Genomic DNA, 12636 nt, shown 5'->3' on the forward strand with positions numbered 1-12636 from the left:
CCTGTTAAAAAAACTGCGGTGCACCGGACAGCGTGCGCCGCTGTCCGGATTTCGTCAATCGCGCTGCAACACGTAGCGTCCCGGCGCCGGCTCGATCACCGGGAACTGCGCGGAACCGGCCCCGGCGGGCGGCGCCACCTTGCGGCCGCCGTACTGGTCGAGCCATTCGACCCACGTCGTCCACCAGCTTCCCGGCTGCTCCGCCGCACCGGCGAACCAGTCGTCCGCGGATTCGGGCAGGTCGCCGTCGTTGATCCAGTAGCTGCGCTTCTTCTTCGCCGGCGGATTGATCACGCCTGCGATGTGACCCGACGCGCCGAGCACGAATTTCAGCGGACCCGACAGGATCGACGTCGATGCGTAGGCCGTCTGCCACGGCACGATGTGATCCTCGCGCGAACCGTAGATGAAGGTCGGCACGTCGATCAGCGACAGGTCGACGGTGTCGCCGCACACGGTCAGCGCGCCCGGCTCGCGCAGCTTGTTCTCGAGATAGGTATTGCGCAGGTACCACGCGTACATCGGGCCCGGCAGGCTCGTCGAATCGCTGTTCCAGTACAGCAGGTCGAACGGCGCGGGCGTGCGGCCCTTCAGGTAGTTGTCGACGACGTAGTTCCACACGAGATCGTTCGGACGCAGGAACGAAAACGTGTTCGCGAACTCGACGCCGCGCATCAGCCCCGGTTGCGTACCGTTCTTGCCGCCGATCGTCTGCTCGCGCATCTGCACGTGCGCCTCGTCGACGAACACGTCGAGGATGCCGGTATCGCTGAAGTCGAGCATCGCGGTGAGCAGCGTCATCGACGCGGCCGGATGTTCGCCGCGTGCGGCGAGCACCGCGAGCGCGGTCGCGAGCATCGTGCCGCCGACGCAGAAGCCGAGCGTGTTGATCTGCTCGCGGCCGCTGACCTGCTGCACGGCGTCGATCGCTGCGAGCAGCCCCTCGTTCATGTAGTCGTCCCACGTCTTGTGCGCGACCGATGCATCCGCATTGCGCCACGACACGAGGAACACCTGATGACCGTTCGACAGCGCGTGCGCGACGAGCGAATTCTCGGGCTGCAGGTCGAGGATGTAGAACTTGTTGATGCACGGCGGGACGATCAGCAGCGGCCGCTCGAACACCTTGTCCGTCTTCGGCGTGTACTGGATCAGCTGGATCAGGTCGTTCTCGTAGACGACCGCGCCTTCAGTACACCCGAGGTTCTTGCCGACCACGAACTGCGATTCGTCGGTCTGCGAAATCTTGCCGCGCTGCAGGTCGCCGAGCAGGTTCATCATCCCCTGCCGCAGGCTTTCGCCCTGCGTTTCGAGAATCGATTTCTGTGCGTCGGGATTGAGTGCGAGGTAGTTGCTCGGTGCGGCGGCGGCCGTCCATTGCTGGACCGTGAACCGGATGCGCTCGCGCGTCTTCGGATCGGTCTGAAGCGCGTCGGCCAGCTCCTGCAGATAGCGCGCGTTGAGCAGATACCACGCAGCCGCGAACGCATGCGCAGGCGACGACTTCCACGCGTCGCCGCTGAAGCGGCGGTCCTTCAATTCGGGAGATTCGAGCTTCGTGGCCGCGGCCTGCTGCATCAGCGTCATGCAATCGCGCGCGTAGTCGGCCTGCAGCGCCTGGAGCCGTTCGGGCGGAATCGCGGCAACCGGCAGCTTCAGCCCCGCGAACGGCGAAGCCATGCCGCCAAGGCCCGCGAGGCCACCGAGATCGGGCATCGACGGCATCTGGAACGGAAACGACGCAGGGAACTGGAATGTCGCGAACGGATTGACGGTAGCCGACGCAGTCGCGGCACGCGCCGGATCTGCAAAACCGCGCCACGCGTTCAACCACGACTCGAACATCTGCTGCATCGGCTGGGCGGCCGGATCGAAACCGGTGCTGCCCGCGGAAGTGCCCGCCTGAGCGGACGTCGACGAATTTTTCGATGCTGTCATTACCTGCCTTACCGGTGATTCGTGAGCGTCAATCGTGAAATCCTGCTCGCGCGCGGCGTGCCGGTTGCGAGCCGGGCCGTCATGCTCTGGAGAGGCGTCTCCAGATTCTGCCGCAGTGCGGTATTTTTATCATTATCGTTTTCCCCATGTGAAGCGCCAAGTCAAACCACTGAACATTTCTGCACGGAGATAATCCGCGTGCAACAGGCGGGACAAGGGTTCCGGCGAAACATAAAACATTTTGTTTGGCTTGACTTCGGGATTTTTCATTCAGATGCGCATGCCGCGCCGCATTGCCGTCTAAATATCGAGATAACCCGATTTCGCGACGCAACAAACCGCGCGCGCATGCGCATGCCGTCAATCGGCCAGCCAGATCGCTGCCGCCATGCGGCCCGTCACGCGATCGCGGCGGTACGAATAGAAGCGTGCGTGTTCGGTGACCGTGCAGGCCGTCCCGCCGCTCACGTGCGCCACGCCCGCACGCGCGAGACGCAGGCGCGCGAGCGCGTAGAGATCGGCGAGAAACTTGCCGGGCGCGCCGTCGATCGCGACGAACGCAAGCCGGGTTTTATCATGCTCCGACTGCGGAGCCGTGTCGAGAAACGCGTCGCGCACGTCCGCACCGACCTCGAACGCCTGCGGGCCGATCGCCGGCCCGAGGTACGCATGCAGCGTGTCCGCCGCGCCGCCGGCCAGCGCCGCAACGCGTGCCGCGGTCTGCTCGACGATGCCGGCCGCGAGCCCGCGCCAGCCCGCATGCGCGGCACCGACCGCCCGGCCCTGCGCGTCGCACAGCAGCACGGGCAGGCAATCGGCGACCATCACGACGCAGACGGCCCCTGCCCGGTCCGTAACGCTCGCGTCGGCCTGCACCGGCGCCGCGGCGGCGGGCGCCATCGCGATCACCTCGTCCGCGCGCGCGAACTGCGCACCGTGAACCTGTTCGAGCCATGCGGCGCTCGACTGGCCGGCAAGACCGAGCAAACGCGCGCGATTCGCGGCGACGTGGGCCGGGTCGTCACCGGTATGCAGGCCGAGATTCATCCCGCCCGGCAACGCGTCTCCATCCTGCCAGCGCCCGTACGGGCCTTCGCTCACGCCGCCGTCGCGCGTCGTGATCAGCGCACGCACGCGCGGCGACACCTGCCAGTCGGGCTGAACACAGTCCTGCCACGTCAAGGGCGCCAGGTTCGTCATCGGCACTCATGCCTCCTCATCGTCGTCCAGGTACGGCTCGTCATCGTGATACTCGCCGCCGAAATCGTCATCGTCATAGACACCGTCGTCGTCGTCGAATTCCTCGTCGCCCTGCCCGAAGCCGAGCGCCGCGACGAGCGTATTCATGTCGTCCGGCAACGGGCAGCGCCATTGCATCGCCTTGCCGGTGACCGGATGCACGAGGCCGAGCCGCCATGCATGCAGCGCCTGTCGTGCGAACCCGTCCGGCAGCGGCGTGACCGAGCGCTTGCCGCGCGCCCGCCCGTAGACGGGATCGCCGAGCAGCGGATGCCCGGCGTGCGCGCAATGTACGCGGATCTGGTGCGTGCGGCCGGTTTCGAGATCGCACTGAATCGCCGAAACCGGCTGACGTTGCCACAGGCATGTGTCAACCGTGCGGAAATGCGTGCGTGCGGGCTTGCCCGACGCGCCCGTGACGACGGCCATGCGCGTGCGCTCGCGCGGGTCGCGGCCGATCGGCGCGTCGATCGTGCCTTCCTCCGGCATCGTGCCCCACACGAGCGCGAAGTAGCGGCGCTTCACCGTGCGGGCCTGCAGCTGGCGCACGAGGTCCGTCTGTGCAGCCAGCGTGCGGGCCACCACCATCAGGCCGGACGTTTCCTTGTCGAGCCGGTGGACGATCCCCGCGCGCGGCAGGCCGGCCGCCGCGTCGCCGTAGCGATGCAGCAAACCGTTGAGAATCGTGCCGCTCCAGTTGCCGGCGGCCGGATGCACGACGAGACCGGCCGGCTTGTTGATCACGACAAGCGCGTCGTCCTCGTAGATCACGTCGAGCGGCACGGGCTCCGGCGTGAACGCGAGCTGCTCGGGCAGCAGGTCGGGCACGAGCTCGATCTTCGCACCGAGCGGCACCGGCTGGCGGATCTTCGCCGGCGCGCCGTCGACGAGCACGCGCTGCGCCTCGATCCAGCTCTGCAGGCGGCTGCGGGAGAATTCGGGGAACAGCTGGGCAAGCGCCTTGTCGAGGCGTTCACCCGCGAGCGACAGCGGCACTTCGACGACGCGCGGCGCCTCGTCGACCGCCGCGGACGGCACGACGGGCGGCTGCATCGCGTCGCCGGCCAGATCGTCATCGAGGGAATCCCCCGACGCGGCGTCGGCGGGCCGATCGCTTGGGCTATAATCTTCGCGATTTGGTGTGCCCGGCTGGGCATTCTGCGAACTTGAACGGGTCATTTAGACTGGGTCACCGAGACTTGAAGCTAGGACATGCGAGCATGATGAATTCGACCAAACGTACGGCCAGAACCGTCGCCGCCCGGGCTGCGGCGGTAGCGGCCGCGGCCCTCATCGCCGGCTGCCACGGCTTGCCGCAGAAGCAGGACGAGACGGCTACCTGGTCGAATAACAAATTATACTCAGAGGCCCAGGACGCACTGTCCGGCGGCGACTGGGGCAAGTGCGCGAAATATTTCGAATCGCTGCAAGGCCGCGATCCGTTCGGCCATTTCGCGCAACAGGCGCAGATCAACGTTGCATACTGCAACTGGAAGGACAACGAAGCGGCAGCCGCCGACCAGGCCGTCGACCGCTTCATCCAGCTCCACCCGGATCATCCGGATATCCCGTACGCGTACTATCTGAAGGGGATGATCCACTTCAACGACGATCTCGGCCTGTTCGGGCGCTTCTCCGGCCAGGACATGAGCGAACGCGATCCGCAGGCGCTGCGCGAATCGTACGATGCGTTCAAGGTCGTCGTCGACCGCTTCCCGAAGAGCAAGTACGCGCCCGACGCAGCTGCACGGATGCGCTACATCGTCAACGCGCTCGCGTCGCACGAAGTGCACGCGGCCGACTACTACTACCGTCGTGGCGCCTATGTGGCGGCGATCAATCGCGCACAGCTCGCGATCAAGGATTACAAGGGTGCGCCGGCGATCGAAGACGCACTCCACATCATGATCCTGTCGTACAACAAGCTGAACCAGCCGCAACTCGCCGAGGACACGAAGCGCGTACTCGCGGGCACGTTCCCCGACAGCCCGTACGTCACCGGCCATTCGCGCCCGGGCGCGACGAAGTCGTGGTGGCAGTTCTGACGAACGCACGACGCAACGCCCGCTGCACGAACAAAAAACCCGGCCATCGCGCCGGGTTTTTTATTGGCGCCGCATTCGAGCGGCGCCGGGGCGTTCACGCGGCAAGCGCCGCGCGTGCCGTCATGCGCGCTTGTCCGAACGGTGCTCGTCGAAGAAATCCTGCACGACCGCGATCTCGCGCGTGCGCTTGAACGGCGGCAGGCTCTGCCAGATCCGGCGCCCATAGGGCTTGTCGACGAGCCGCGTGTCGCAGATCATCAGCACGCCGCGATCCGTCTCCGCACGAATCAACCGGCCCGCGCCCTGCTTCAGCGTGATCACGGCCTGCGGCAACTGGTGCACGGCGAACGGGCTCAAGCCCTTCTTCGTCAGCGCATCGAGGCGTGCGGCCAGCACCGGATCGTCGGGCGGCGCGAACGGCAGCTTGTCGATCACGACGAGCGACAGCGCGTCGCCGCGCACGTCGACGCCTTCCCAGAAACTCTGGCTGCCGACCAGGATCGCGTTGCCGTACGCGCGGAAACGGTCAAGCAGTTCGGTACGGCTCGCATCGCCCTGCACGAGCAGCGGCGTGTTCCAGCCGCGCGATTCGATGACATCGCGCAGCTTCGAAGCGATCCGGTCGACCGCCCGCAGCGTCGTGCACAGCATGAAAACGCCGCCGCCGGACGCCTCGATCGCCGGCAGCGCGGCATCGAAGACGGCGTCGGTAAACGCCGGCGAAGACGGTTGCGGCAGGTTGCGCGGCACGTACAGCAGCCCCTGCGACTGGTAATCGAACGGGCTGGCGAGCGTCATTGAACGGCGCGAGCTGAGGCCCATCTGCGCGGCGTAGTGCGTAAAATCGCCGCGCACCGACAACGTCGCCGACGTGAACACCCATGCGCGCGGCACGCCTGCGCGCTGCTTCGCAAAGATCGGCGCGACCGACAGCGGCGTTTCATGCAGCTGGACGGTGTGCGCAAACACCTCGACCCAGCGCACTTTCTCGTTCGGGTCGCCGTCGGATGCCGCCTTGTCGCCGGCCGCCGCCGCGTCGGCTTTCGCGGCCGCCTCCGTCGCGCCGGGCGCGACCCAGCCGGCCAGCAGGTCCTGCAGCTCGCGGGCGCGCCGCAGGCAGGCGCCGAGCGATTCCGCGCGCTCGGCCTGGCTCGCGAGCGCCGACGCGAGCGCGTCGAGCGCCGCCTCGAGCGCGTCGAGCGCGCCGAACATCGGGTGATCGTCACCGAGCTGCGCGAGCGACATGCGCACGATCTGGTCGTTCGCGAACGCGAGACGCAAGTCGCGCGCCGCGCGCTCGAGATCGCCACCGAGCTTCACCCACTCGACCGCGTCGCGTGCATGGCTCAGGCCTTCGGCCACCGTGTCGCGTGCCAGCTCGAGGATCTGCGTGGTCGACAGTGTCTCGCCGAAGAACAGCGTCGCGGTCTCCGGCAACTGGTGCGCTTCGTCGAAGATGACCGTGTTGGCGTTCGGCAGCAGCTCGGCCATCCCGGTATCGCGCAGCATGATGTCCGCGAAGAACAGGTGATGGTTGACGACGACGACGTCCGCCTGCTGCGCCTCGCGCCGCGCCTGCATCACGAAGCATTCCTTGTAATGCGGGCATTCCTGGCCGAGACAGTTGTCGCGCGTCGACGTGACCATCGACCACACGGGCGCCGTTTCCGGCACGCTCGCAAGCTCGGCCTTGTCGCCGCTCTTCGTGATCTTCGCGAAGCGGACGATTTCCTGCAGATAGGCGGTATCCTGCCGCGACGGCAGGCGACCGTTGTCCGCCGTGCGTTGCAGGTAGTAGTGGCACAAGTAGTTGGAGCGCCCCTTGAGCATCGCGACCGACACCGGCACCGCGAGCGCATTGCGCACGGTCGGGATATCGCGCAGGAACAGCTGATCCTGCAGGTGTTTCGTGCCGGTCGACACGATCACCTTGCCGCCCCACAGCATCGCGGGCACCAGGTACGCATAGGTTTTGCCGGTACCCGTGCCGGCCTCGACGATCAGCGTGTTGTCGCCTGTGTCGCTGTCGGATTCGCCCGACGTGGCGCCGTCCGCGCCCGGCTCGGCCGTCTTGTCGCCGTCGCCGAGGCGGCGCGCCGGCCGTTTGCGGGTCTCGAAGATCTCGGGTTCGGGCATCCGGCGCGCGGACGCCTCCATCGCGGACGCGACTGCACGCGCCATTTCGATCTGCGACGTACGCGGCCGGTAGCCGTCGAGCGCGCGCGCCAGCAACCCGCCATCGCCGAAGATGGTGTCGAGTTCGTCGACGCGCTTGCGGCTCAGCTCGAAGGTGCCTTCGGGCGCACGAACGCGCCCGGCAGACGTCGTGTCGCGCCGGGCATCGGGGGTGGCTTCAAGCGGTGAATTCAAGGCAAGCGTTCCTGTGTCCAGCGCCCGGGCGGCGCCGGCGCTTGCCAGGCCGCGCTCAGGCGCGCTTATCCGGTTCGAGCTGCGATTGCAGCAGAATGATTTTGTCCTTGGCGGCCAGCTTTTCCTTCTTCAGCCGGTGCAGCGTGATGTCGTCGATGTCGGAGTGTCCTTCCTTCAGCTCGATCTCCCGAGCGAGCTGCTGGTGCTGCTCCTGCAATGCAGCCAAACGGTTGTGCAATTCCTGCTGCTGTTCCGTGTGACGGTTTTGCATACTTGCCTCCTCATCGAAGCAGCGCGACGGCTGGCATGCCGGCGCGCCCGAGACTGATCCCGATCAATCCAACACGTTACTGCCCCTGCTGTTGCTGCTGCTTGGCCTTGTCGGCCGCTTCCTGCTGACGCCGCTCGACATCGGCCTTGTGCTGCGCGGCTTCCTTCTGCTTCTGCTCGTAGCGCGTGGCGTTGTCCGCCCGCTCCTGCGCCTTCTGCCCAGCCTGCTGGTGCGCCTGGTCGAGCTTGTGCTGGAAATCCGCCTGCTTCTGGTCGTATGCCTGCTTGCTTGCCGCGTGTTGCGGCCCTTCCGCGCCGCGTTGCGCCTGCTTCAGTGCATTCTGCTCCTGCTTGTCGCGGAATGCAGCCGCGTTTGCCGCCTCGTTCGCCGCGCGCTGCGGCGCTTCCGCCGCATTCTGTGCCTGCTTCAGCGCCTGCTGCTGGTCGCGCTGCTGCGCGCGCACCGCACGCTGCTCGTCGTTGAGCGCGAGCTGCTCCTGGCGAATGCCTGCCCGCTCGTCGCGCATCTGGTCGCGCGCCTTGCCGAGACAGTAATTGACGAAGAACTTGCTGTAGCAATCGTGCTCGGCCACCGCATAACGATAATCGTTTTCGGCGGAGCGTTGATTGAGCACTTTTTGACGGGCGTCGAAATCCGGCGCGGCGGAGGCTGCAACGGGTGCGGCCGCGACGGCGTCCGGCGCGGGTGCGCCCGAGGCCTGCGCGAACGCGCCGGAAGGCCCGGCGGACAAAGCCGCGGCGAGCGCTGCGCCGAGCGCGACGAGAGAAATTCGGGAAGTTGGCAACGTCGTAGGAAAGCTGCGGGACATGTGTCAAATTCTATCACCCCCGGCTGGACGCTCCGCCATTTATGGCAAAATGCCCCGCTTCACTCACCCGCGGCATCTGGCCCGCCGGGCCCGCCATGCAGCCCGCCGCTCCGGGCCTGCCGGCCCTCGCCGCGATTTCAGCAGGCAGATAGACCATCTACGACATGACGGAAACCGTAGCACTCAAGATCGTACAGCGCATCGCCACCGAACTGTCCGTCCAGCCGCGCCAGGTCGCGGCGGCCGTGCAACTCCTCGACGAAGGCTCGACCGTTCCGTTCATTGCCCGGTACCGCAAGGAAGTGACCGGCAACCTGGACGACACGCAGTTGCGCCAGCTCGAGGAACGCCTCCTGTATCTGCGCGAGCTCGAGGATCGCCGCGCGGCAATCCTGTCGAGCATCGACGAACAGGGCAAGCTGACCGGCGAGCTGCGTGCCGCGATCGACGCAGCCGACAGCAAGCAGGTGCTCGAAGACCTTTATCTGCCGTACAAGCCGAAGCGCCGCACGCGCGCACAGATCGCCCGCGAGGCCGGTCTCGAGCCGCTCGCGCAGGCGCTGCTCGCGAACCCGCTGCTCGACCCGCAGGCCGAGGCGGCCGCGTACGTCGACGCCGACAAGGGCGTGGCCGACGTGAAGGCTGCGCTCGACGGCGCGCGCGACATCCTGTCCGAACAGTTCGGCGAAACGGCCGAGCTGCTCGGCAAGCTGCGCGACTACCTGCACAACCAGGGGGTCGTGTCGTCGGCTGTCGTCGAAGGCAAGGAAAACGAGGAAGGCGAGAAATTCCGCGACTATTACGACTACGCGGAAACGATCAAGACCGTGCCGTCGCACCGCGCACTCGCGTTGTTCCGCGGCCGTAACGCAGGCGTGCTGACGGTCAAGCTCGGCCTCGGTGAAGAGCTCGACGCGCAGGTGCCGCACCCCGGCGAGGCGATGATCGCGCGCCATTTCGGCATCGCGAACCAGAACCGGCCGGCCGACAAATGGCTGTCCGACGTCTGCCGCTGGTGCTGGCGCGTGAAGGTCCAGCCGCATATCGAGAACGAACTGCTCACGCAGTTGCGTGAAACGGCCGAAGCCGAAGCGATCCGCGTGTTCGCGCGCAACCTGAACGACCTGCTGCTGGCCGCGCCGGCCGGCCCGAAGGCCGTGATCGGTCTCGACCCCGGCCTGCGCACGGGCGTGAAGGTCGCGGTCGTCGACCGCACCGGCAAGGTACTCGCCACCGACACGATCTACCCGCACGAGCCGCGCCGCGACTGGGACGGCTCGATCGCGAAACTCGCGCGCATCGCCGCGCAGACGCAGGCCGAACTGATCAGCATCGGCAACGGCACCGCATCGCGCGAAACCGACAAGCTTGCGAGCGAACTGATCGCGAAGCACCCGGAGCTGCGCCTGCAGAAGATCGTCGTGTCGGAAGCCGGCGCATCGGTCTACTCGGCTTCCGAGCTCGCTGCGAAGGAATTCCCGGAGCTCGACGTGTCGCTGCGCGGCGCCGTGTCGATCGCACGCCGCCTGCAGGATCCGCTCGCCGAGCTCGTGAAGATCGAGCCGAAGGCAATCGGCGTCGGCCAGTACCAGCACGACGTGAACCAGCGCGAACTCGCGCGCTCGCTCGACGCGGTCGTCGAGGATTGCGTGAACGCGGTCGGCGTCGACGCGAACACGGCGTCGGCGCCGCTGCTCGCGCGCGTGTCGGGGCTGAACGCAACGCTCGCACGCAACATCGTCGACTACCGCGATGCGAACGGCCCGTTCCCGTCGCGCGAGCACCTGCGCAAGGTGCCGCGCCTCGGCGACAAGACCTTCGAACAGGCCGCCGGCTTCCTGCGCATCAACGGCGGCGAGAATCCGCTCGACCGCTCGTCGGTGCACCCGGAAGCGTATCCGGTCGTCGAACGGATGCTCGCGAAGATCAGCAAGCGTATCGACGACGTGCTCGGCAACCGCGAAGCACTGTCGGGCCTGTCCCCGACGGAATTTGTTGACGAGCGTTTCGGCCTGCCGACCGTGCGCGACATCCTGTCCGAACTCGAGAAACCGGGCCGCGATCCGCGTCCGGAATTCAAGACGGCGACGTTCCGCGAAGGCGTCGAGAAGGTGTCGGATCTCGTGCCGGGCATGACGCTCGAGGGCGTCGTGACGAACGTCGCCGCGTTCGGTGCGTTCGTGGATATCGGCGTTCACCAGGACGGCCTCGTCCACGTGTCCGCGATGTCGACGAAGTTCATCAAGGACCCGCACGAAGTCGTGAAGGCCGGCCAGGTCGTCAAGGTGAAGGTGATCGACGTCGACGTGAAGCGCCAGCGCATTGCGCTGACGATGCGCCTCGACGACGACGCGGCAGCGCCCGGCATGTCGTCGCGCAGCGGCCAGGATCGCGGCAACGCGGGACGCGGCGCGGCTCGCCCGCAGCGTTCGCGCGAGCCGGAACCGGCCGGCGCGATGGCCGCGGCATTCGCGAAGCTGAAGCGCTGAGCACGCGAAAGCCGTCGACGCACAAAAAAGCCCGCCTTACGGCGGGCTTTTTTATTGCATCGCCGCACGGATTCAGGATTCGCGATGAAAAACGAATATATGCAATTTCGTCACCACTTCCCTGTTTCCAATCAGCGAGTTAAACAATTCGCACTGCAGCATGCATTTTCTTGACGCGTCGGATACCGTACATAAAATTAATTCGCAAACGGCATTTCAATGCCCTGGAAAGGCGAAATGATCTTTCCGCTCGGCAACAGGATTCCCAGCGGCGCTCAGACGCGCCGCGCGCGTCAGGCCTCCCGTCTCTCATTACCACGTTCTGAAGTCGATTCACGACGCATGACATCCGGAATGGGCGCCGGCCAGCAAGCCGGCCCCTATTCGCCAAAATGGATCGGGGAATCATGAAAGCAGATGATCTGGAAACCGAACTGGCCGCCTTGCGCATTCCCGTTTTCGATGTGCCGTGGGCCGGTGCCTGTTCACCGCACGTCGAGCTGATCGAATCGCGCATGCTCGAATGGGCCGGCGCATACGGCCTGCTCGCCTCCGACGACCATCGGGAGCGCGTCGCCCGCACCCGATACGGCTGGCTCGCCGCGCGCTGTTACCCGAACGCCGATCCTCCGCTGCTGCAGGCGCTTGCCGATTATTTCGTGTGGTTCTTTCTCGCCGACGACGCGTTCGTCAATCGCGCGGAGCCGATCGGCCCCGATACGCTGCGCAACCTGACCGCGATGATCGACGTACTCGACTACGAATGTACGGGCCCCGAGCCGGTCTACGGCGAGCGAGCGTGGTTCGACGTATGTCAACGGCTGCGTGCGCGCCTGTCCGCCGAGCATTTCGCGCGCTTCGCGCAAGGGATGCGCCTGTGGGCCACCACGGCCGGATTGCAGATTCTCGGTCACCTGAAAGTCGAGCCGGTCGCCGTGCCGCAGTACGAAACGATCCGGCGCCACACGAGCGGCATGAATCCTTGCCTGGCGCTGGCGGACGTGGCCAATTCCGGCGCCGTCCCGCCCGACACGTTTCACCGGCCTGAGATCCAGGCGCTGGGCCGGCACGCGAACCATATCGTCTGCTGGTGCAACGACATCCAGAGTATCGGTATCGAAGCACGCCAGCCGGGCCAGTTCAGGAACATGGTGATGATCCACGCGGCGCGCGGTCATTCGCTGCAGGCCGGCGTCGATTACACGGCCGACCGCGTACGCGCCGAGATCGCCGAGTTCGTGCAGTGCGCCGATGCGCTTGTCCAGCACGCCGACACGCGCGTGCGCGGCCTTGTCGACGGCTACCGGTACTGGATACGCGGCTATCTGGATTGGGTGACGCGGGACACGCAGCGCTATGCGGCTGCGTTCGCGGCGGGCGATGCGGACGATCGCGGCGCGATGGCGCTGTCGGCGAACGCGGCGCGCGGCTGAACCGCCTGCGCGCCGCGCCCGG

General features: G+C 66.4%; 9 protein-coding genes. 3 read left to right on the forward strand and 6 right to left on the reverse strand.

Annotated elements, in window-relative coordinates:
- Positions 1-54: 54 nt before the first annotated feature.
- From phaC to OHZ10_RS09615, 3 genes are all read right to left on the reverse strand, one after another.
- Positions 55-1938 (reverse strand): class I poly(R)-hydroxyalkanoic acid synthase, encoded by a 1884-nt coding sequence (gene phaC, locus OHZ10_RS09605; protein WP_059234030.1) that lies wholly within the window; start codon positions 1936-1938, stop codon positions 55-57.
- 360 nt (positions 1939-2298) lie between these two features.
- Positions 2299-3138, reverse strand: coding sequence for a peptidoglycan editing factor PgeF (gene pgeF / locus OHZ10_RS09610; RefSeq protein WP_342702234.1), 840 nt, complete (start codon positions 3136-3138; stop codon positions 2299-2301).
- A gap of 6 nt (positions 3139-3144) precedes the next feature.
- Positions 3145-4356, reverse strand: coding sequence for an RluA family pseudouridine synthase (locus OHZ10_RS09615; protein WP_174994111.1), 1212 nt, complete (start codon positions 4354-4356; stop codon positions 3145-3147).
- 41 nt (positions 4357-4397) lie between these two features.
- On the opposite strand from OHZ10_RS09615, the gene OHZ10_RS09620 reads away from it, so the two are divergent.
- Positions 4398-5222: an outer membrane protein assembly factor BamD gene (locus OHZ10_RS09620; protein ID WP_059234028.1), complete on the forward strand. Its 825-nt coding sequence runs from the start codon at positions 4398-4400 to the stop codon at positions 5220-5222.
- Between the two features lie 120 nt (positions 5223-5342).
- Here the strand turns inward: OHZ10_RS09620 and OHZ10_RS09625 are convergent, their stop codons facing one another.
- From OHZ10_RS09625 to OHZ10_RS09635, 3 genes are all read right to left on the reverse strand, one after another.
- Entirely contained in the window at positions 5343-7592 is a 2250-nt protein-coding gene (locus OHZ10_RS09625) for an ATP-dependent DNA helicase (protein ID WP_059234027.1), read from the reverse strand.
- 55 nt (positions 7593-7647) lie between these two features.
- Complete coding sequence (locus OHZ10_RS09630) at positions 7648-7863, reverse strand: YdcH family protein (protein ID WP_006478692.1); 216 nt, start codon at positions 7861-7863, stop codon at positions 7648-7650.
- 76 nt (positions 7864-7939) lie between these two features.
- Complete coding sequence (locus OHZ10_RS09635; protein ID WP_342702239.1) at positions 7940-8692, reverse strand: hypothetical protein; 753 nt, start codon at positions 8690-8692, stop codon at positions 7940-7942.
- Positions 8693-8856: 164 nt separating this feature from the next.
- On the opposite strand from OHZ10_RS09635, the gene OHZ10_RS09640 reads away from it, so the two are divergent.
- Both OHZ10_RS09640 and OHZ10_RS09645 read left to right on the forward strand, forming a co-directional pair.
- Positions 8857-11181: a Tex family protein gene (locus tag OHZ10_RS09640; RefSeq protein ID WP_059234025.1), complete on the forward strand. Its 2325-nt coding sequence runs from the start codon at positions 8857-8859 to the stop codon at positions 11179-11181.
- 407 nt (positions 11182-11588) lie between these two features.
- Entirely contained in the window at positions 11589-12614 is a 1026-nt protein-coding gene (locus OHZ10_RS09645; RefSeq protein WP_174994115.1) for a terpene synthase family protein, read from the forward strand.
- Positions 12615-12636 lie beyond the last annotated feature (22 nt).

The organism is Burkholderia arboris (assembly GCF_038723655.1).
In the GTDB taxonomy this organism is placed as follows: domain Bacteria; phylum Pseudomonadota; class Gammaproteobacteria; order Burkholderiales; family Burkholderiaceae; genus Burkholderia; species Burkholderia arboris.